Below are 20,272 nucleotides of genomic sequence, written 5' to 3'. Positions count from 1 at the left end.
CTTCACCATGACTGCTTCCCATACCTCCACGCGGCCGCTGCTCGGCTGCATCGCCGACGATTTCACCGGCGCCACCGATCTCGCCAACATGCTCGTCAAGAGCGGCATGCGCACCGTGCAGACGATCGGCGTGCCCGACGCCGGCACGCCACTCGACGCCGACGCGATCATCGTCGCGCTGAAGTCGCGCACGATCGCCGCCGGCGACGCCGTCGCGCAATCGCTCGAGGCGCTCGCCTGGCTGCGCGCGCAAGGCTGCCGCCAGTTCTATTTCAAATACTGCTCGACGTTCGATTCGACCGACGCCGGCAACATCGGCCCGGTGGCCGACGCGCTCGCCAAGGCGCTCGGCGCGCAGGACCAGCTCGCGATCGCCTGCCCGGCGTTCCCGGAAAACGGCCGCACCATCTATCGCGGCCACCTGTTCGTGGGCGACGGCCTGCTCAACGAATCGGGCATGGAGAACCACCCGCTCACGCCGATGAAGGACGCGAACCTGGTGCGCGTGCTGCAGGCGCAAACGCCGTCGAAGGTCGGCATGGTGCGCTACGACACCATCGCGCGCGGCGCGCAAGCCGTGCGCGACGCGTTCGCGGCGCTGCACGCCGACGGCGTGCGCTTCGCGATCACCGATGCGCTGTCCGACGCCGATCTGCACGTGGTGGGCGAAGCCTGCGCCGATCACGCGCTGGTGACGGGCGGCTCGGGCATCGCGCTCGGCCTGCCGGCCAACTTCCGCCGCGCGGGGCTGCTGCCCGAACGCGGCGACGCGGCGGCGCTGCCCGGCATCGGCGGCCTGGCCGCGGTGCTGGCCGGCAGCGCGTCGAAGGCCACCAACGCACAGGTCGCCCACTGGCGCGAGGCGCAGCGCCCGGCGTTCCGCATCGATCCGCTCGCCGTGGCGCGCGGCGAGGCGGTGGCGGTGGCCGCGCTCGAATTCGCGGATCGGCACCTGCCCGAGCCGGTGCTGATCTACGCGACGGCCACCCCCGACGAAGTGAAGGCGGTGCAACGTCAACTCGGCGTGGAAGCGGCCGGCGAGCTGGTCGAGCTGACGCTGGCCGACATCGCGCGCGGCTTGCAGGCGCGCGGCGTGCGCCGCTTCGTGGTGGCGGGCGGCGAAACCTCGGGCTCGGTGGTGCAGGCGCTCGGCGTACGCGCCTTGCAGATCGGCGCGCAGATCGACCCGGGCGTGCCGGCCACGGCCACCCTCGACGGCCGGTTCGCGCTGGCGCTGAAGTCGGGCAATTTCGGCGCCGTCGATTTCTTCGACAAGGCCCTCAAGCAACTGGAGCAGCTCGGATGAGCCACGAAAGCACCCTGCGCGACACCATCTGCGAAGTGGGCGCGAGCCTGTTCGCGCGCGGCCACGCCGTCGGCACGGCCGGCAACATCAGCGCGCGGCTCGACGACGGCTGGCTGATCACGCCCACCGACGCCTGCCTCGGCCGGCTCGATCCGGCCCGCATCGCCAAGGTCGACCTGAGCGGCAACCAGGTGTCGGGCGACAAGGCCTCGAAAACGCTGGCGCTGCATCGCGGCATCTACGAACGCAATCCCGAATCGCGCGGCGTGGTGCATACGCACTCCACGCATCTGGTGGCGCTGACGCTCGCGGGCGTGTGGCAGAACGAGGACGTGCTGCCGCCGATCACGCCGTACTACGTGATGAAGGTCGGCCATATCCCGCTGATCCCCTATCGCCGCCCCGGCGATCCGGCGGTGGCGGCCGAGGTCGCGGCGCTGGCCGACCGCGTGCGCGGCGTGCTGCTCGAACGGCTCGGGCCGGTGGTGTGGGCGCCGTCGGTCGAACAGGCGTCGGCCGTGCTGGAGGAACTGGAGGAAACCGCGCGGCTCTGGCTGATGACGAACCCGAAGCCCGCGCCGCTCGATGCGGCCGCGCTCGACGACCTGCGCAACACCTTCGGCGCGCGCTGGTAAGCCGATTGGTAAGCCCCTAAGCCCCGGCGCAACGGCGGCAGGCGGGCCACGCAAGCCCGCCCGCGCCGCCCAACGACTCGCGATCCGAATCGCGCGCGACAGACACCACACGGAGACGACACCATGACACCGCATCCCGCCGCGCCGGCCGCCGCCCAGGCGAGCCCCACCGAACTCGATAGCACCTACAAGAAGGTCTTCTGGCGCATCATGCCGTTCCTGATGCTGTGCTACGTGGTGGCCTACCTCGACCGCGTCAACGTCGGCTTCGCCAAGCTGCAGATGTCGCAGGATCTCGCGTTCAGCGAGACGGTGTTCGGCCTCGGTGCGGGCATCTTCTTCGTCGGCTACTTTTTGTTCGAACTGCCGAGCAACCTGCTGATGCACAAGATCGGCGCGAAGATCTGGATCGCGCGGATCATGATCACGTGGGGCCTGCTGTCGGCCTTGTTCGCGTTCGTCAAGACACCCGCCCAGTTCTACGCGCTGCGCTTCCTGCTCGGCCTGGCCGAAGCCGGTTTCTACCCGGGCGTGATCCTCTACCTCACGTACTGGTTCCCGTCGCACCGGCGCGCCAAGGTGATCGCGGTGTTCATGTCGGCGATTCCCGTCTCGGGCATCTTCGGCAACCCGCTGTCGGGCTGGATCATGGGGCGCTTTCACAGCGGCTCGGGCTTCCATGGCTGGCAATGGATGTTCATGCTCGAAGCCGTGCCGGCCGTGCTGGTGGGGATCGCGACGCTGTTCTATCTCGACAACGGCATCGACCGCGCCAAGTGGCTCACCGCCCGCGAAAAGACGCTGCTGCATGAGGACATCGCCGCGCAGCCGCATCTGCAATCGAAGGAAAAGCATTCGCTGCGCGCCGTGTTCGCCGACAAGCGCATGTGGTGGATGTCGCTGATCTACTTCAGCTTCGTGACGGGCCAGTACGGCCTGACGTTCTGGATGCCCACGCTGGTGAAATCCACCGGCATTCAGGACAACTTCACGATCGGCCTGCTGTCGGCCATCCCGTTCCTGGTGGCGATCGTCGTGATGAACCTGTTCGGCTACAGCTCCGACCGCCGCCGCGAACGCCGCTGGCACCTGATCGTGCCCGCCACGATGGGCGCGATCGGCTTCGCCGTGGCCGCGCTGTTCCCGCACAATACCGCCGTGTCGATCGTGTTCCTGTCGATCGCGGCCGGCGGCGTGCTGACCTGCGCGCCGCTGTTCTGGTCGCTGCCCACCGCGTTCATGGCGGGCAGCGCCGCCGCCGCCGGGATCGCCATCATCAACTCGGTCGGCAACCTCGCGGGCTTCGCCAGCCCCTACCTGATCGGCTATCTGCGCGACGCCACCCACAGCACCGCGTCCGGCATGTACATGCTGGCCGGCATGCTGGTGATCGGCGCGCTCGCCGTCTGGCTGACGCCCGCGAAACTCGTGAACCGCTGATTCTTCAACGCTCCGCCGGCACGCCTTCGGACCTGCCGCGCGGCGCCGCTCCACTCTCCTGACGGAACCGCCGCCATGCCACGCTTCGCCGCGAATCTTTCGATGATGTACACCGAGCACCCGTTCCTCGAGCGCTTCGCCGCCGCGGCGCGCGACGGGTTCAAGGCCGTCGAGTACCTGTTTCCCTACGAGTTCGACGCCGCCGAACTGAAGACGCGCCTGAGCGACGCCGGCCTCGTGCAGGCGCTGTTCAACGCGCCGCCGGGCGACTGGGCCGCCGGCGAACGCGGTTTCGCCGCGCTGCCGGGCCGCGAGGACGAATTCCGCCACGCCGTGGATACCGCGCTCGACTACGCCCGCACCATCGGCAACGACAAGCTGCACGTGATGGCCGGCCTGGTGCCCGCCGACGCCGACCGCGCGCGCCATCGCGACACCTACGTCCACAACCTGGCCTACGCGGCCGAAGCCGCGCACGCCGCCGGCCTGCTGGTGGTGATCGAGCCGATCAACACGCGCGACATCCCCGGCTATTTCCTGAACCGCCAGGACGACGCGCAGGCGATCTGCCGCGACGTGGGCGCGCCGAACCTGCGCGTGCAGTTCGACTGCTATCACTGTCAGATCGTCGAGGGCGACATCGCGATGAAGCTCAAGCGCGATTTCGCCGGCATCGGCCATATCCAGATCGCTGGCGTGCCCGACCGCCACGAGCCGGACCTCGGCGAGCTGAATTACCCCTACCTGTTCGAGCAGATCGACGCGCTCGGCTACGACGGCTGGATCGGCTGCGAATACCGCCCGAAGGCCGGCACGTCCGACGGCCTCGGCTGGCTGCGTCCGTACCTGCAAGCGCCCGCCGTCTAAGCACACCTCCTCACCCGACACGAAAGACACGCCCATGAAAGTCCTGATCACCGGCGGCGCCGGCTTCCTCGGCAAGCGCCTCGCCACCCAACTGCTGGCCCTCGGCGAACTCGCCGGCCCGAACGGCGCGCGCGAGCGCATCGACGAACTGCTGCTGCTCGACGTGGTGGAAGCGGCCGGCTTCGACGACCCGCGCGTGAAGACGCTGGTCGGCGATATCTCCGATCGCGCCGTGCTCGAACGCGCGATCGATACGCACACCGGCGCGATCTTCCACTTGGCCGCGATCGTCAGCGGCCAGGCCGAAGCCGATTTCGAACTGGGCATGCGCATCAACCTGGATGCCTCGCGCACGCTGCTCGACGTATGCCGCGCGCTCGGCCACACGCCGCGCGTGGTGTTCACGAGTTCGGTGGCTGTTTATGGCGGCGCGCTGCCCGAGGTGGTGCTCGACGAGACCGCCCTGAACCCGCAATCGTCGTACGGCGCGCAGAAGGCGATCGCCGAGCTGCTGCTGTGCGACTACGCGCGGCGCGGCTTCGTCGATGGCCGCGTGCTGCGCCTGCCGACCATCAGCGTGCGCCCGGGCCGCCCGAACGCGGCGGCGTCGTCGTTCGCGAGCGGCATCATCCGCGAGCCGCTGAACGGCGAAGACGCGGTGTGCCCGGTGCCGCTCGACACGCGCCTCTGGCTGCTGTCGCCGCGCCGCGCGGTGGAGGCGCTGGTGGCCGGCTGCGAACTCGACGGCGCGGCGCTCGGCAAGCGTCGCGTGATCAACCTGCCCGGCATTTCGGTCAGCGTGGGCGAGATGATCGATGCGCTGCGCGAGGTGGCCGGCGACGCGCCGGTCGCGAAGATCCGCCACGAGATCGACCCGCGCGTGGTGGCGATCGTCGGCAGCTGGCCGGGCCGCTGGGATACGGCGCGCGCCGAATCGCTCGGGCTGGTGGGCGATACCGCGTTCGCCGACGTGATTCGCGCTTATATCGAGGACGAGCAGGGCTGAGGCGAGGTAAGCCGCCCGAAAGGACGCCCGGGGCGGCGAGCGGTTAGGATAGCGGACCATCGAACGCAGCGGCGGGCACGCCCCGACGCGTTCCGCCGCGCTCTTCCCGGGCTTCCATCATGCAAACTCATCGTCCCCGTATCGCGGTCGTGGGCGGCGGCATCATCGGCCTCGCCATCGCACGATCGCTGGCCCTGCTGGGCGCGGGCGTGACCGTCTTCGAGCAGAAACGCCTCGGCAGCGGCACCAGCAGCACCAGCTTCGCCTGGATCAACTCCAACGGCAAAAGCCCCGTCAGCTATCACGCGCTGAACTGCGCCGGCATCGCGGAACATGCGACGCTGCAGCAGCAGTGCCGCACCGAGGCGCGCTGGTTCGACGCCTGCGGCACGTTCGAATGGGCCGGCGATGCACTCCAGCAGCAACGGCTCGGCGAGCGCGCCGCCAAGCTGCAGGCGCTCGGCTATCCGGCGGTGGAAGTCTCGCCCGCGTTCGTGCGCGCGCGCATCCCCGAATTGCAACTGGCCGACGAGCAGGCGCCCGTCTGGCATTTCCCGTCCGAAGGCCTGATTGCGCCGTCGATCCTGATGGCGCATCTGTGGGCCGAGGCGCGCGCCGCCGGTGCGGTGGCGCACGAGCACACCGAAGTGCGCGCCATCGACGAGCGCGATGACGGCGTGACGCTCGATCTGTCGTCCGGCGAGCGCTGGACGGGCGATGCCTGCGTGCTGGCCACCGGCCGCTGGACAGCCAGGCTGGCCGCCACGCTCGGCATCGGCCTGGCGATGGTGGACGCCGAACGCAAGGACAGGATCGCTTGCGGCTTCCTGGCCTCGACCGATCCGCAACTGGTGCAGTTGCACAGCAACCTGATCGGCCCGGATCTCAACGTGCGCCCCGACGGCGGCGGCCGGCTGCTGCTGCAGGCCCTGGATCTCGACGATCACGCCGACCCGGCCAACCCGCCCGCGATCGACAGCGACATCGCCCGCGAACTGCTGCACCGCCTGCACGGCTGGTTCGGCAACACTGGAGGCGCGCGCATCGAGCGGATCGTGGTGGGGCAACGCTCGCGGCCGGCCGACGGGCTGCCGGCGATCGGCTTCGTCACGCCGAAGCGGCGCGCCTACGTGGCGGCCACCCATAGCGGCATGACGCTCGGCCCGCTGCTCGGCCGGCTGATCGCCGACGAGCTGGTGGCCGGGCGCCGCGATGCGCTGCTGGCCGATTTCGCGCCCGACCGCCTGATCGGCCACGACGCCAGCGAGTTCTCGCCGATCGCGACAATCCGCTTCCCCGCCGAGCAATGAATACGGCGTGACGTGATCCGAGGCGGCATCGGCGATGCATGCCTCGGCCGCCGTTCAATGCGCCGCCGTGCCCCTCATCTGCACATCGAGACGCGCGCATGCGGCGGGACGACACGGCCTGACGCGGCATCGCGGCACACACGCCCCCGCCGCCGTTCAGCGCGCCGCCGTGCCCTTCATCTGCGCATCGAAACGCTCGCGCGCGACGCGGTCCGCCTCGCTCGCGCGCGCGGCCGAATCGCTCCAGCCACCGCCGAGCGCCTGGAACAGCGCCACCTGCGCGCGCGACACGCCGGCCTGCGCCGACACGCGCTGCGCCCGCACGCTGACCAGCGAGCGCTGTGCATCGAGCAGGTTCAGATAGGCCACCGCGCCGTGTTTGTAGAGCCGCTCGGTTTCGGCCAGCAGCGCGACATCGGTTTGCTCGGTATCGGCCAGCGCTGCATCGTATTCGAGCGCGTGAGCGTAGGCGTCGAGCGCCGTATCGGTTTCCTTCACCGCCACCAGCACGGTCGAGTCGTAATGCGACAGCGCCGCGCGGGCGTTCGCCTGCTGGCCACGCGCCTGCGCAAGCGCGACCTCGACGTTCGGGAAATTCCATTCCAGCAACGGCCCGAGCTGCCAGGTGCGCCCGGTCGAGCGGAACGCGCCGGCCACGGTGGCGCCCTTGCCGCCCACGCCGATGCCCAGCGACACCTGCGGATACAGCGCGGCCATCGCCACGCCGATGCCGGCCGTCTGCGCGGCGAGCTGGCGCTCGGCCTCGGCCACGTCGGGGCGGCGGCGCAGCAGGCTCAGGCCGTCGCCCACCGGCAGCGTGTGCGCGATGCGCGGCGGCGCGGTGCAGCGCTCGGCGGCGGGCGGCACGTCGGACGGCCCGCGCCCGAGCAGCACCGCCAGCGAATACAGCGCCGCCTGGCGGTTGGCCTCCAGGTTCGGGATGGTCGCTGCCTGCGCCTGCTGCTGCGCCTTCGCCTGCAACACGTCCACGTCGGCCGCCGCGCCATGCGCATGCAGGCGCTCGACGAGTTGATATTGGCGATCGGCGATGCCGAGCTGATCGCGTGCGTTGGCCAGCGCCGCGTTGCCTTGGCACGCGAGCAGATAGCCGTCGACGGTGTTCACCACGAGCTTGATCTGCGCGGCCGCGAACGCGAAGGTTTGCGCGTCGTAGCTCGCGCTGGCCTCTTCCACCGCGCGGCGAATCCGGCCGAACAGGTCCACCTCGTACGACACGCCGAGATTGATGCCGGCCGCATTGAAGCGATGCAGGCCCGACGCGCCGTAGACGTTGTTGCGCTCGCGCGCGTAGCTCGCCGACAGGCTGGTGGACGGCAGCCACGCCGCGCGGGCCTGATCGAGCGCCGTTTGCGCGGCGGCCAGCGTCGAGGCGGCCTGGCGCAAGTCGAGGTTGGCGCGAAGCGCTTCTTCCACCAGTGCGTTCAGGTCGGGATCGGCGTACAGCTTCCACCAGTCGTCGGGCACGGTGGCGGGCGTGTAGAGCGTGGCCGGGTCGGCTTGCGGCACGCCGGCGGCCGTGCGGCCGAGCGCGGGCGGCGTGGCGGCCTGCGCGCCGCTGGCCGGAGCGACATCGGCGCCCGACGCGGCGGCGGGCACGCCCGGCAACGCGCGTTGCGCGGCGGCCGGCGCGTCGGGCGCGCGGTAATCGGGGCCGAGCGGATGGAACAGCGTGCAGGCGCTCATCGTCAGGCACAACGACGACGCGGCCAGCACGCCGCGCGGCAGGCGCGTCATGACGCGGTTCATGGCTGCCCTCGCGTGGCCGAGGCGGTGGAAGCGGTGGATGGGCCGGATCGGCTCGATGCGCCGGATGCGGTGGATGTGCCTGACATGCCGGAAACACCCGATGCAGCCAATGCCCCCGATGCAGTGGATGTGCCGGGCATGCCGGAAGCGCCGGATGCAGCCGTTGCCCTGGATGCGATGGATGCACCCGGCATGCCCGAAGCACCCGATGCAGCCAATGCCCCCGATGTGTTGACAACCGCCGCAGCCGATGCCCCGGACGCTCCCGCCGGCATCCGCTCGGGCGCGGTGCCGCCCGGTGCGTTCGGCTGCGCGCCCGGCTTCGCTTGCGCGTCGCCCGATTTGAGGATCGCCACCGAAGCCGTGCGTCCGCTGATCAGGCGCGCGTCGATATGCGTCTGCACATCGTCGAACGCGATCCACACCGGCACGCGCTGCGCGAGCCGCACCCACGCGAAGTTCGGATTGATCGACGGCACCAGCGCGCCCGCGCCGGCCGCCGTGTCGGAATCCTGGATCGCGCCGACCACGCTGATCACATGGCCGTCGAGCGGCGCGCCCTCGCCCATCAGCCAGATCCGCGCCCGGTCGCCCACGTGGATGCGCGAGATGCGCGTCTCCTGGAAATAGCCCTCCACGCGCAGCGACGCCACGTTGACCAGCGCCAGCATGCCGGTGCCCGCGCTGACGAAGCGCCCCGGATGCAGCGTCGCGTTGGTCACGATGCCGTCGAACGGCGCGCGCACGGTCGCGCGTTCGAGATCGAGCCGCGCCGAGGCCAGCGCCGCGCGCGCCTCGTCCACAGCGGCCTGCGCGCCGCGCAGCGCCTGATCGGATTGCTCGACGCTCTGCTCGGACACCGCGCCGCGCAACGCGCGGTTGCGCGCGGCCTGCTGGCCGGCGTACACGCGCTGCGCCTCGGCGCTCTCCAGGCTCGCGCGCGCCTTCTGCTCGGCGATCTGAAAGCGCTGCGGATCGACGCGGAACAGCACGTCGCCGCGATGCACGAACACGTTGCCGTGCACGTTCACCTCGGTCAGCAGGCCGCTGACGTCGGTCGTCACGTTGACCACGTCGGCGCGCACATGGGCGTCGCGCGTGCGCGGATCGCGCTCGTAATAGGTCCACATGTAGGCGGCGGCGATGGCCGCGATCGCGACGATGAAGAGCGCCAGCAACGACTGGAAGACGGTACCGATGATCCTCGATTGGCGGGGCGTGAAATGCACGGCGAATCCTCGCTAGGATGCAATGAGATGAAGGAAACGCATCAGGGCCGGAACAGCCGATGCAGCCAGTCGTCGAGCGCCGACGACAACGGCAGCGCGCTCGGCCCGCCGAAGATGCGCAGCACCACGGCCAGCAGGATCAGGAACAGGCACACCTGGATCAGGCCGACGTGCCAGACCCGGCCGCCGAGCGGCCAGATATGCAGGAAACGGTCGAGCACGCGGCGCAGCACGAACAGCAGCACGAACACCACCGCGATCGCCACGGCCGGCATCGGCACGAAAATGCCCAGCAGATCGACTTCGGGCGAAATCATGACGCGGCTCCGGGAGCGGGGTTGGCGTTGCCGCCCGCGTCGGCGCGAGGCGGCACCGGCGGGGCGGCATGCGGATAGAGTGCGAGCCGCACGTCGGCCAGCAGCGCCTGCGCGAACACCGGCAGGCCGGCCGCCGCGTGCAGGAAGGTATCGAGCGCGACGGGCGAGGTTGGCGGCGCGTCGGCGCCGTCGCGCTTGCCCTGCGCGTCCGCCGCCGACAGCAGACGCCCCACCGCCGTGATCAGCCACGCGCTGTCCGGCAGGCGGCGCTGCACGCGGATCAACTCGCTGCCGATGCGCATCTCGCGCATCGCACGGGCCGGCGGCGACTCGTCGATCACGGCCGCGTCGGCCGGCTTGCCGGTGGCGGCCGGCGCCCATTGCGACAGCAGGATGAAGCGGTCGAGCGCACGCTGCTCGTAGGCTTGCGCATCGTCTTCGCGGCCCCGCACAACGTCGCGCAGGTCGGCCCGCGATTCGCGCTGCACGCGCCCGACCGGGCCACCGGCCGGCAGGCGCACCAGCAGCACCAGCCACAACAGCGCCGAGCACAGCCCGATCGCGAGCCCCAGCACGCTGTTCAGCAACTGCGCCAGATCGACCGACGGGCCGTTGTTGCCGAGCCGCAGCAGCGCCATCGGCAGCACCGCGAACAGCACCTTGCCCGGGTCGGGCACCACCAGGCCGAGCACGAACAGCGCCGGGAACAGCACCAGCGCCACCGTCACCATCGAGCTGGTGTGCGGCAGGATCGCCGTCACGTACACGAACACGATGCCCAGCGCGATCGCCACCACGCGCGCGATGCCCAGCAGCGTAGTCACCGGCGCGGGCGAGCGCGCGCTGACCACGAAGAACGTCGTACTCAGCAACATGCCGAGCGCCGCGAAGGCGGACACCCAGTCGAACAGGTTCCAGAACACCGCGAACGTGGCCATGTGCAGCACCGTGCCGAGCACGATGCGCAGCCGGTAGCCGAGATCGACATGCGGCAGCACCAGCGGCGTGGCATTGTGCCGACGCGGCAGCCGCGAGCGCGACGGATGGCGCGCCGACAGATTGGCGCGCGCCGCGCCGATCAGGCACCAGAGCGCGAAGATGCCGCGCAGGCAGCGGCGCTGCATGCGCACCAGCAGCGCATCCCAGTCGTCGGGGGCCACCTCGACGCGGCGGCGCAACCGTGCATGCAGCGCCGCGCGCGCGTCGTCGGGGTTGCCGGCCTCGATCCAGCCGGCCAGCGATTCGCGCAGCGCCACGTCGGCGCGTGGCAGGCCGTGCGTCTCGCGGTGCGCGTCGATGTCGCTCATGCGATACAGGTGCGGCAACAGCCGCAGCCCGCGCAGCCGGATCGCCTCGGCGGCCTCGCGGCGGCGCCCGCCCCGGCTCAGCCGGTCGAACGGCAGATAGGACGACAGCACATCGATCAGCCCGACCGATTTGACGAGCTTGGCCTCGTGATCCTCGCGGCGCTCGGCCGGCGGCACGCGCCCCGGCGGGCCGTGCTCCCACGCCTCGCCTCGCAGCGCGGCCACGCACAGGCTGCGCAGGTGCGCCAGCCAACCGTCCACCACCGCGCCCAGCTCGTCGCGCGAGGTATGCACCAGCAACAGCGTATCGACGAGGAACAGGATGAACGCGCCCACCATCACGTCCTGCACGCGATCCACCACACGCAGCCAGACCATGTCGGGCGTGGTGATGCCGGGCATCGCCACCAGCAGGCAGGTGGTGCCGGCCATCAGGAACCCGTAGAACCTCGGCAGGCGGTCGCCCACCGCGAAGAACGTGGTCACGCTGATCAGCGCCATCATCGCGCCGACGATCACCAGCTGGGACAGCGAGAACACAATCGACGCGAGCAGGCCGACGCCCGCGCCGGCCAGCGTGCCGGCCAGCATGTAGAGCCATTTCTGGCGCATCGCGGCGGTGGAGTCGAGGGCGAGGATGTAGACCACCATCATCGCCCAGTACGGGTAGTCGAAGCCACGCACGAACGCGATGCTGAGCGCGAGCATCGCGGCGAGGTAGAGCTTGAACGAGAGGAGGATGCGACCAGGTCGAATCAGTGGCATCGATGCGCTTGGGGAAACAAGGTGTGGCAACCCGCCGGACACGAATCATCGGCCGGTCGGAACGGCCGATGCCAGCCGGTGACGGCCGAGCGGGCAAAGCGCGCCGATCATAGCATGTCGCCCCTATTTTCTTACCGGCCGAAGGTCGCAGGCGGCCCCCGCCGGGGCCAAATCATCACGCTTCATTACCAGCCGCGCGCTGGTCATACATTGTTACAGTGGCGATATGGAACCGTAAGCCCCATCTGGGATGATCGCCTTCACATGCCCGGTTCGGGACCGGAATCGTTCGTCATCCGTAGCGAACGGCGCCCCGCGGGCCACTCGGCGATCCACATGGCTGCTTTTTACGATCTCGGCGCGCGTACCTTGCGCCACCTTTACGATCGCAAGATCCGCAGCGCGGCGGTGCTCGACACAGCCGCGCTGTTCCCGGACGCGCGGCGTTTCACGGCGGCCTGGCGCACGCTGCGCGACGAGGCGCTCGACGTCGCGCGCGACCTGCCGCGCATTCCGCGCTTCCACGAGATCATGCGCGAGCAGGCCGACATCTCGGCGAACGACGCGCGCGACTGGCGCATGTTCATCCTGCAGGCCTACGGCGTGGGCTTCGAGAAGAACCGCGTGCGTTGCCCGGCACTCGCCGCGATCGTGGACGCCACGCCCGACGTGCTGTCGGCCTCGCTGTCGTTCCTCGCGCCGGGCAAGCACATTCCGCCGCATCGCGGGCCGTTCCGCGGCGTGCTGCGCGGCTATCTGGTTCTGTCGATGCCGAAGCACGACGACGGCAGCCCGGCCGCCGTGCTGAAGATCGACGGCCGCGACCATCGCCTCGACGACGGCCAGTTCCTGCTGTGGGACGACACGTTCGAGCACGAAGTCTGGAACGACAGTGACAGCGTGCGCATCGTGCTGCTGCTCGACATCCGCCGCCGCGACCTGCCGCCGGGCCTGCGCTTGCTGTCGGCCGCGATCGTGCGACTGATCCAGGTCGGCATCCGGCTGCGCGGCGGGTCGATTCCGGTTTGAACGGTGGCGGCGGGCGTTACTGGCGGGTCGGCGTGCGGCGCTCGTAGCTCGGCGCGTGGCCGAACTGCGCGCGATAGGCCTTGCTGAAATGGCAGGGCGAATGAAAGCCGCACACGCTGGTCACGCGCGAGATCGACGCGTCGGTGCTGCGCAGCAGGTCCCGCGCGCGCTTCAGGCGCAGCGTCAGGTAGTAGTGCGTGGGCGACACGTTCAGATAGACCTTGAACATGCGCTGCAGATGGCGCTGCGACAGGCGCACGAGGCGGGCCAGCTCGTCGAGCGACAGCGGCTCCTCGATATTGGCTTCCATGAGCCTCACCACCTCCACCAGCTCGGCGCGCGAGAAACCCACGCGCGCATCGACCGGAATCGGCTGCGGATCCCCCGCGCCGCGAATCCGCTCCACGATGAATTGTTCGGATACCTGAGCGGCCAGCGGCTGGCCGAGCCGCGCGCCCACCAGGTTCAGCATCAGGTCGAGCGGCGCGGTGCCGCCGGTGCAGGTCAGCCGGTCGCGGTCCACCACGAACAGCTCGTCGGCGAAATGCACGCGCGGGAATTCGCGGTGCAGCGCCGAGAGGTTCTCCCAATGCACGGTGCAGCGATAGCCGTCGAGCACGCCGGCCGAGATCAGCGCGTACGCGCCGGTGCAGATGCCGCCGAGCGGCAGCCCGCGTTCGGCCAGCGCATTGAGCGCCTCGCGCGTGCGCGCGTCCACCACCTCGCGGATGCGCACCCCGCCGCATACGATCAGCACGTCGGGCAGCGGGCCGTCGAGATCGAGCGGCAGCGTCGGGCGCACGGCGATGCCGTTGCTGGCCTGCACCGGGCCGCCGTCGAGCGAGTAGATCGACCATCGGTAATGCTCGGCGCGGCCCACGTAGTTCGCCATCCGAAGCACTTCCACCGCGCTCGTGAACGCGATCATCGAGAAGTCGGGCAGCGTGAGAAAACCGAAATGCGCAAGCGCCTGGGGGGACGTCGCACGGGCGACGGGAACGGTCTCGACTGCAAGGCTCACGATCGGTCTCCGGCCTGAGCAGGTTGCACGAAGCCTGCCCGGGCGGCACGACGCCGCCCGGGCAGGCAACAGGAACGAAACGCTTGGAACGGTACAACAGGAAACCCCGGAGCCGGCAGACAAGCCGGCTCCGGGCAACGCTCAGGCCTGCTGGGCGGCCGACGACTTCGTGCCCAACAACTGGCGGAACCCCGAGAACAGCGGTGCGCGTGCCGCGCCGGGCGCACGGCCGAAGCTTTCGGTGATGCGGTCCAGCACGATCGCGAGCAGCACCACCGACAGGCCGCTTTCGAAGCCCAGGCCGATGTCCAGACGCTGAATGCTGGCCAGCACGTCGTTGCCGAGGCCGCCCGCGCCCACCATCGACGCGATGATCACCATCGACAGCGCCATCATGATGGTCTGGTTCACGCCCTGCATGATCGACGGCAGCGCGTTCGGGATCTGCACCTTGTACAGCAGTTGCCACGGCGTGCAGCCGAAGGCCTGCCCCGCTTCCACGATCTCGCGGTTCACGTGGCGGATGCCGAGGCTCGTCAGGCGCACGGCCGGCGGCATCGCGAAGATCACCGTGGACAGAATCCCCGGCACGCGGCCCAGGCCGAACAGCATCGCGGCCGGAATCAGGTAGACGAACGCCGGCATGGTCTGCATCAGATCCAGGATCGGACGCACGATGGTCGCCACCACCTTGCTCTTGGCCGCCCAGATGCCGAGCGGAATGCCCAGCACGAGGCTGATGATGGTCGACGACAGCGTCAGGCCGAGCGTGATCACCGTCTGATCCCAGAAGCCGGTCGCGAAGATCAGCAGCATCGCCGCGGTAGTGAAGATCGCGAAGCGCCAGCCCACCCGCCACAGCCCGACGCCGATGAAGATCGCCATCATCAGCCACATCGGGATCGCCTGCAGGCCGTGTTCGACGGCAGCGGCCAGGCTTTCGATCACGCGTCCGATCGCATCGAACGTCTTCGCATCATGGTCGAGCAGGTAACGGACGCCCTGGTCGACCCAAGTGCCGAGCGGAATCATTTCAGACATGGGAGCCTCGCGAGCGGGTAATGGCTTTCAGGAGCACGGCCCGATCCACGGAACCGCAGTAACAGCCGTCGGCATCGACGACGGGAAGGGCATTCGGGCTGGCCACCACGCGTTCGACCACGTGATCGAGCGTGGCGTCGTGCCGGATGCATTCGATCTGGCGCAGGTTCGGCGCGCTGGTGCCGATCGCCTCGCGCGTGACGAAGCCGCGGATCTTGCGTGCCTCGTCCAGCACGAACGCGTAATCGGCGCTGCCGTTCAGCGTGGCGGCCACGTTGGCCGCGTCGAACTTCGAAACCACCGGCACCGCGCCGGTCTGCATCAGGTCGCCGGCCGTCAGGTAGCGGCTGGTGTCGATGCCGTCGAAGAACGCGCGCACGTATTCGTCCGCCGGGTTCGCGATGATGTCCTGCGGCGTGCCCACCTGCACGAGCCGGCCGCCTTCCATGATCGCGATCCGCGTGCCGATCCGCAGCGCTTCCTCCAGATCGTGGGACACGAACATGATCGTGCGGCGCTGCTCCTTCTGCAGTTGCAGCAGCACGTTCTGCATTTCCTTGCGCTTGAGCGGATCGAGCGCCGAGAACGCCTCGTCCATGATCATCAGCGACGGGTTCACGGCCAGCGCACGGGCCAGGCCGACGCGCTGCTGCATCCCGCCCGACAGCTCGGACGGCAGCTTCTTCGAGAATGCCGCCAGGCCGACCTGCTCCAGCACGTCCATCGCGCGGCGTTCGCGATCCTTGCGGCTCACGCCGGCCACTTCCAGGCCGAACGCGGCGTTCGACAGCACGGTGCGTTGCGGCATCAGCGCGAACGACTGGAACACCATGCTCATGTCGGTCCGGCGCAGCGCGGTGAGCTCCGAGCGGCGCACGGCCGCGACATCGCGGCCATCGATCAGCACCTTGCCGGCCGTCGGCTCGACAAGGCGGTTGACGAGGCGGATCAGCGTGGACTTGCCCGAACCGGACAAGCCCATCAGCACGAAAATCTCGCCTTCCTGAACGTCGAACGACACGTCGTGCACACCGACCACCTGGCCGGTCTGCTTGAAGATATCGTCCTTCGTCGACCCGGCTGCGAGCATGTCGAGCGCCTGCTTAGGGTTATTACCAAAAACCTTGCACAGACCTTCGACCACGACCTTGGGGGCATCCATTGAAACCTTCTCCTCGTGTAGCGGGGGCTCGCACCAACAGAGCGTGCCTCAATGGTTGCTAGAAAAAAGTACAGGCAGCCGACGAATTCCGACAGTCGCTTGCGCAAATACGACACCTGCATTTGTCATGCGACGCCAAGCCTGGCGCGGCGCGGCGGCCCAAGGCCCTCCGCTTGCGGCGTTGCATCACGTGAAAAGCCACGCCGGGCGTGCAATGTGAGACAGCATCGTGCAACGCGTCAACCCCGTTCGACGCCGCCCGCGCGGCGGAAAAACACAAGCCGGAAAGTCGTAAATCGACAAGATCGTGTCCGATCGCCGACAGGCCCGCAAGGGGCCTCGGCGCGCGGGCGTTCGATGCGCCGGACGCGCCAAAGGTGCAACCCGGTCGCACCTCGTTCGCCGCGCCGAAAGGCCTTGCTTTCCGGTTCCTTTCACGCTGTCAGGATAGTTGCGCACGCATCCGATTCGGCACCGTGACGCCACCTCGTTGATCAGGAATCCGGACGATACACAACGTCGCGCACCCGCTACTGCACCGCGCCCTCGCCCATGCGTACGTCGTGCTCCACGGCGAGCGCGGTGGCCGCCATCACGCGAATAGCCTGCGCCTGCAGGTCCACCGACAGGCTCGGCATGCCCGGATGCCGAGCCGCCAGCGCCGGGTCGCACGGCAGATGCACGAAGCCGCCGCGCGTGGCCGTGCGCCGCGTGGCGAGGTGATGCAGCAGCGTGTAGAACACGGCGTTGCAGGCATAGGTGCCGGCCGTCTGCGAGACCGAGGCCGGAATGCCGGCCGCACGCAGGTCGCGCACCAGCGCCTTGATCGGCAGCGTCGAGAAATAGCCGACCGGGCCGTCCGCCACCACCGGCACGTCGATCGGCTGCCGGCCGGCGGTATCGGGAATGCGCGCGTCGATCACGTTGATCGCCACCCGCTCGACCGATACGTCGGCGCGCCCGGCGGCCAGCCCGAGGCACAGCACGAGCGCGGGCGCAGTGTGCTCGATCGCCGCCAGCAGCGCCGGCCCGGCCTCGTCGAACATGCAGGGCAGGCAGCGCGCCACCACGCGCGCACCGTCGAGCGTTTCGCCATCGACACGGCGGGCCGCGTCCCACGACGGGTTGTGGGCGTCGCCGCCGAACGGCGCGAACCCGGTGACAAGAATCGTGCTCGTGCTCATGCAAACGGCCCCGAAGGATGGCGCAAGCGCCCATCTTAGGCCCGGAACCGCGCGCACCAGAAAAAATGCCCCGGCGGCGTTTCCGCCGGCGGGGCCAACCCATGTCAGAGACAACGCCTGAATTCAACGCGTCCCGATCGATCTTAGTGACGCCTCCGGCCGCGTCCAACCAGGCAATCGTGCTATCCAATCGACCGGCCCACCGGGCCGCTTGCCATGCTCCAGCGCATATCGATAGAACGAAAAGTCGTTTCGCGCGGCGCGCACGGCTCGCTACCATGGCGGTTCAGGCCTGCCCGATCAGGCACCGCATTCCGGGAGCGCATTTTGACTGCATTCGACCAACACCGCCGACCCTTCATCGTCGGCATCGGCGGCACCACCCGCGCCGCCTCGTCCACCGAGCGCGCACTGGGCTTCGCCCTGCGCGGCGCGCAAGCGGCCGGCGCACGCACGCGGCTGTTCGACGGCCCGTTCCTGCATTCGCTGCCGCACTACGCCCCGGAGCAGAAAAGCCTCAGCGCCGCCCAGATCGAGCTGATCGAAGCCGTACGCGACGCCGACGCCGTGATCATCGCGACGCCCGGCTACCACGGCGGCGTGTCCGGCCTCGTCAAGAACGCGCTCGACACCCTGGAAGAGCTGCGCGCCGACGAGCGCCCCTACCTCGACGGCCGCGCCGTGGGCTGTATCGTCACAGCCTACGGCTGGCAAGCCGCCGGCACCGTGCTGAGTTCGCTGCGCTCGATCGTCCATGCGCTGCGCGGCTGGCCGACGCCGTTCGGCGCCGCCGTCAACACTCTCGAAACGCGCTTCGAATCCGCCGACACCTGCACCGACGCCAAGGTGGCCGGCCAGCTCGAAACGGTCGGCGCGCAAGCCGCCGAGTTCGCGCTCGCCTTCGCCTCGCACCGGGCCGCGACGCGCGTGGCCACCGACGGCGGTTTCGCGCCGGTGCTGAAGCTCGCTTCGAAGTAACGCGGCACCCCACGCATTGCCCGCCGCCGCGCCCCGCGCGGCTGGCAAGCACCCCGACAGCCGGTCGCCGACCGGCTTTTTTGCGTGCGTGCCCGGCATGCCGCGCGCCGGGCCGCCCGGCCCGATGGCGCCGTTCACCGCGGCCGCGATGCTAAGGATTCGCCCATTCGCGGGCATATGCTTCGCCGGAAAGATTGGTTCCGACGCGGCACCGGGGCGCTTACGCTGGAACCTCCTGCACTTCACGCTCTCCCCTGCAATGAATCGTCCGATCCGCTACAAAGGCTACGAAATGGCGCCCGCCGCCGCGCAGCAGCCCAATGGGCTGTTCGCCGCGAACCTCACGATCGAGCGGACCACGGCCGGGCCCCCGCGCGCCTATTCGTTCGACGCCATCGACTTCTTCTTCGACGAGGCGCTCGCCCTCGCCTACGCGTCCCGCTGGGGACGCATCTGGATCGACGCCCACAGTTGACGCAACGCAAGCCGGACACGGCGTACGACCTGGCACGAAAAAACAGAAAACGGTGGCCTATGGAAAAATAATCCACCTCGTTTTCTTGCCAACGTCCTACCCACGCTTATGTCCGACACGCTACAACAGGAGCAAGCGGCCGACCACGCCATGCGCAACTGGGCGCACGACGATACCGGCCCCGTGCGCATCGGCTCCGACGCGCACCGCCAGATGTTCTGCCGCATGCTGCTCGATACCCATAACCCCTACAAACCGGCCATCATCGACTGGCCGCCGCTTGCCCCCGACGAACTGAAACGGCTCACGGCGCTGCCGATCTGGGACATCGCCGTGCAGACCGAAGGCCGTGCCTCGATCCGCGTGGCCACCTTCGCCGCCACCGTGACAGACCCGCTGCTGCGCTCGGCGCTGCAGATGGACGGCGAGGAGGAAGCGCGCCACAAGGTCGTGCTGTCCAGGCTCGTCGAAGCCTACGGCATCCACCTCGCGCCCGAGCCGCCCTACCCGGCACCCACCGACCCGGAATGGGCCTGGGTGCTGACCGGCTTCAGCGAGTGCATCGACAGCTTCTTCGCGTTCGGGCTGTTCCGTTCCGCGCAGCAATCGGGCTTCTTCCCCGAGGCGCTCGTGGAAACCTTCGAACCGGTGATCCAGGAGGAAGGCCGCCATATCCTGTTCTTCGCGAACTGGTACGCGTGGTACTGGCGCAACCTGCCGTGGTGGAAGCGGCCGTGGTTCTTCCTGCGCGTGGCCGCGATCTGGGCGACGCTGATCCGCGATCGTATCGGCATTGCGCGCGGCATCGACGCCGACGGCGTGGCCCACGACGCCAACTTCCCCGCCAACGCCGCCGCCACCGTGGGCACCGACGCGCTGAAGCCGCGCGCCCTGATCGAGCTGTGCCTGGCCGAGAACGATCGGCGCATGGCCGGCTACGACCCGCGCCTGCTGCGCCCGAAGTTCGTACCGCGCCTGGCGCGCCTCGCACTGAAATTCATCCGGACGTAATTCAAACCACCGGGTGGCCGCACGGCCGCCCGCTCCCTGCCCTCCGTCGTCCCGTCTCCCCGCCTCGCCACTCGTTGCGCCGTCACGTCCGGCCATCCCCCGACCATTCGGATCGAAGAAAACCGAAACCGGCCGGAAAGGCTGCCGCAGCCGAAAATCCCTCGTTTTGAAAGCGCTCGCCGCATCGACAGGACGCGCGCAACTGGTGCAATTTGCTCCACTTTGCCTGGTGCCAATGCACCAGATCATTTACGGATCGCACCCAGGTTATATCATTTTCACCACACTTCTCTCGTTATGAAACAGTTTAGTTAATCGTTTTTACAAACCTACATAAATGTTGAATTGATAAATTTTCCGTTTTCATTTTTACAAATTCGGAGCGATCTACCCCTACGAAATTTTTACGCATTGCAGCATTT

17 protein-coding genes and 1 pseudogene are annotated in these 20,272 nt (G+C 68.9%); 10 read left to right on the top strand and 8 right to left on the bottom strand.

The genetic code is table 11. From position 1 onward, the window contains the following. Nucleotides 1-7: 7 nt before the first annotated feature. From otnK to AB4850_RS03000, 6 genes are all read left to right on the top strand, one after another. Complete coding sequence (gene otnK, locus AB4850_RS03025; RefSeq protein WP_414441131.1) at nt 8-1,306, top strand: 3-oxo-tetronate kinase; 1,299 nt, start codon at nt 8-10, stop codon at nt 1,304-1,306. Continuing rightward, entirely contained in the window at nt 1,303-1,941 is a 639-nt protein-coding gene (locus AB4850_RS03020; RefSeq protein ID WP_414441130.1) for an aldolase, read from the top strand. The genes otnK and AB4850_RS03020 overlap by 4 nt, the downstream gene beginning before the upstream one ends. A gap of 123 nt (nt 1,942-2,064) precedes the next feature. After that, entirely contained in the window at nt 2,065-3,381 is a 1,317-nt protein-coding gene (locus tag AB4850_RS03015; protein ID WP_414441129.1) for an MFS transporter, read from the top strand. Nucleotides 3,382-3,456: 75 nt separating this feature from the next. Further along, nucleotides 3,457-4,248: a 2-oxo-tetronate isomerase gene (gene otnI, locus AB4850_RS03010; protein WP_414441128.1), complete on the top strand. Its 792-nt coding sequence runs from the start codon at nt 3,457-3,459 to the stop codon at nt 4,246-4,248. A gap of 34 nt (nt 4,249-4,282) precedes the next feature. After that, the gene (denD, locus tag AB4850_RS03005; RefSeq protein ID WP_414441127.1) at nt 4,283-5,254 is read left to right on the top strand and encodes a D-erythronate dehydrogenase; all 972 of its coding nucleotides are present in this window, start codon (nt 4,283-4,285) and stop codon (nt 5,252-5,254) included. A gap of 119 nt (nt 5,255-5,373) precedes the next feature. Then, entirely contained in the window at nt 5,374-6,564 is a 1,191-nt protein-coding gene (locus tag AB4850_RS03000; RefSeq protein ID WP_414441126.1) for an NAD(P)/FAD-dependent oxidoreductase, read from the top strand. Between the two features lie 156 nt (nt 6,565-6,720). Here AB4850_RS03000 and AB4850_RS02995 read toward each other — a convergent pair whose 3' ends face one another. From AB4850_RS02995 to AB4850_RS02980, 4 genes are read right to left on the bottom strand one after another with little or no spacing between them, the layout of a single operon-like run. Next, a complete protein-coding gene (locus AB4850_RS02995) occupies nt 6,721-8,331 on the bottom strand; it encodes an efflux transporter outer membrane subunit (RefSeq protein WP_414441125.1) in 1,611 nt (536 codons plus the stop codon). Then, the gene (locus AB4850_RS02990) at nt 8,328-9,560 is read right to left on the bottom strand and encodes an efflux RND transporter periplasmic adaptor subunit (protein WP_414441124.1); all 1,233 of its coding nucleotides are present in this window, start codon (nt 9,558-9,560) and stop codon (nt 8,328-8,330) included. The genes AB4850_RS02995 and AB4850_RS02990 overlap by 4 nt, the downstream gene beginning before the upstream one ends. A 41-nt stretch (nt 9,561-9,601) precedes the next feature. Further along, on the bottom strand, nt 9,602-9,877 hold the full coding sequence (locus AB4850_RS02985; RefSeq protein WP_414441123.1) for a DUF1656 domain-containing protein: 276 nt from the start codon (nt 9,875-9,877) through the stop codon (nt 9,602-9,604). Beyond that, nucleotides 9,874-11,949: an FUSC family protein gene (locus AB4850_RS02980; protein WP_414441122.1), complete on the bottom strand. Its 2,076-nt coding sequence runs from the start codon at nt 11,947-11,949 to the stop codon at nt 9,874-9,876. The genes AB4850_RS02985 and AB4850_RS02980 overlap by 4 nt, the downstream gene beginning before the upstream one ends. Nucleotides 11,950-12,285: 336 nt before the next feature. Between AB4850_RS02980 and AB4850_RS02975 the strand changes: the two genes are divergently transcribed. Continuing rightward, nucleotides 12,286-12,978: an aspartyl/asparaginyl beta-hydroxylase domain-containing protein gene (locus tag AB4850_RS02975; protein ID WP_414441121.1), complete on the top strand. Its 693-nt coding sequence runs from the start codon at nt 12,286-12,288 to the stop codon at nt 12,976-12,978. Nucleotides 12,979-12,994: 16 nt separating this feature from the next. On the opposite strand, the gene AB4850_RS02970 is transcribed toward AB4850_RS02975, so the two are convergent. From AB4850_RS02970 to pcp, 4 genes and pseudogenes are all read right to left on the bottom strand, one after another. Continuing rightward, a complete protein-coding gene (locus AB4850_RS02970) occupies nt 12,995-13,999 on the bottom strand; it encodes a GlxA family transcriptional regulator (protein ID WP_414441120.1) in 1,005 nt (334 codons plus the stop codon). Between the two features lie 141 nt (nt 14,000-14,140). After that, on the bottom strand, nt 14,141-15,040 hold the full coding sequence (gene choW, locus AB4850_RS02965; protein ID WP_414441119.1) for a choline ABC transporter permease subunit: 900 nt from the start codon (nt 15,038-15,040) through the stop codon (nt 14,141-14,143). Next, nucleotides 15,033-16,320, bottom strand: a pseudogene (locus AB4850_RS02960) (quaternary amine ABC transporter ATP-binding protein); the annotation flags it as partial. The pseudogene AB4850_RS02960 and the gene choW, both read right to left, overlap by 8 nt. A 412-nt stretch (nt 16,321-16,732) precedes the next feature. Beyond that, nucleotides 16,733-17,386 carry a pyroglutamyl-peptidase I gene (gene pcp / locus AB4850_RS02955; RefSeq protein ID WP_414441118.1) on the bottom strand — a complete coding sequence of 218 codons (654 nt, stop codon included), beginning with the start codon at nt 17,384-17,386 and terminating at the stop codon, nt 16,733-16,735. Between the two features lie 327 nt (nt 17,387-17,713). Between pcp and AB4850_RS02950 the strand changes: the two genes are divergently transcribed. The 3 genes from AB4850_RS02950 (at nt 17,714) to AB4850_RS02940 (ending at nt 19,850) form a co-directional block, all read left to right on the top strand. Next, nucleotides 17,714-18,364 carry an NADPH-dependent FMN reductase gene (locus tag AB4850_RS02950; protein WP_414441117.1) on the top strand — a complete coding sequence of 217 codons (651 nt, stop codon included), beginning with the start codon at nt 17,714-17,716 and terminating at the stop codon, nt 18,362-18,364. Between the two features lie 259 nt (nt 18,365-18,623). Beyond that, nucleotides 18,624-18,839, top strand: a complete 216-nt coding sequence (locus AB4850_RS02945) for a transcriptional regulator (protein ID WP_206130001.1) — start codon at nt 18,624-18,626, stop codon at nt 18,837-18,839. Between the two features lie 108 nt (nt 18,840-18,947). Further along, nucleotides 18,948-19,850 (top strand): ferritin-like domain-containing protein, encoded by a 903-nt coding sequence (locus AB4850_RS02940; RefSeq protein WP_414441116.1) that lies wholly within the window; start codon nt 18,948-18,950, stop codon nt 19,848-19,850. Nucleotides 19,851-20,272 lie beyond the last annotated feature (422 nt).

The organism is Burkholderia sp. 22PA0106 (assembly GCF_047497155.1).
Classification (GTDB): domain Bacteria; phylum Pseudomonadota; class Gammaproteobacteria; order Burkholderiales; family Burkholderiaceae; genus Burkholderia.
This window is presented reverse-complemented; position numbering and strand designations above follow the sequence as displayed.

Excerpts from the sequence above, each read along its gene's own strand:
- AB4850_RS03020 (WP_414441130.1), top strand. The coding sequence starts at position 1,303 with ATGAGCCACGAAAGCACCCTGCGCGACACCATCTGCGAAGTGGGCGCG.
- AB4850_RS03015 (WP_414441129.1), top strand. The coding sequence starts at position 2,065 with ATGACACCGCATCCCGCCGCGCCGGCCGCCGCCCAGGCGAGCCCCACC.
- AB4850_RS02940 (WP_414441116.1), top strand. The coding sequence starts at position 18,948 with ATGTCCGACACGCTACAACAGGAGCAAGCGGCCGACCACGCCATGCGC.
- otnK (WP_414441131.1), top strand. The coding sequence starts at position 8 with ATGACTGCTTCCCATACCTCCACGCGGCCGCTGCTCGGCTGCATCGCC.
- AB4850_RS02995 (WP_414441125.1), bottom strand. The coding sequence starts at position 8,331 with ATGAACCGCGTCATGACGCGCCTGCCGCGCGGCGTGCTGGCCGCGTCG.
- AB4850_RS02985 (WP_414441123.1), bottom strand. The coding sequence starts at position 9,877 with ATGATTTCGCCCGAAGTCGATCTGCTGGGCATTTTCGTGCCGATGCCG.
- otnI (WP_414441128.1), top strand. The coding sequence starts at position 3,457 with ATGCCACGCTTCGCCGCGAATCTTTCGATGATGTACACCGAGCACCCG.
- AB4850_RS02980 (WP_414441122.1), bottom strand. The coding sequence starts at position 11,949 with ATGCCACTGATTCGACCTGGTCGCATCCTCCTCTCGTTCAAGCTCTAC.
- AB4850_RS02945 (WP_206130001.1), top strand. The coding sequence starts at position 18,624 with ATGAATCGTCCGATCCGCTACAAAGGCTACGAAATGGCGCCCGCCGCC.
- pcp (WP_414441118.1), bottom strand. The coding sequence starts at position 17,386 with ATGAGCACGAGCACGATTCTTGTCACCGGGTTCGCGCCGTTCGGCGGC.
- denD (WP_414441127.1), top strand. The coding sequence starts at position 4,283 with ATGAAAGTCCTGATCACCGGCGGCGCCGGCTTCCTCGGCAAGCGCCTC.
- choW (WP_414441119.1), bottom strand. The coding sequence starts at position 15,040 with ATGTCTGAAATGATTCCGCTCGGCACTTGGGTCGACCAGGGCGTCCGT.
- AB4850_RS02975 (WP_414441121.1), top strand. The coding sequence starts at position 12,286 with ATGGCTGCTTTTTACGATCTCGGCGCGCGTACCTTGCGCCACCTTTAC.
- AB4850_RS03000 (WP_414441126.1), top strand. The coding sequence starts at position 5,374 with ATGCAAACTCATCGTCCCCGTATCGCGGTCGTGGGCGGCGGCATCATC.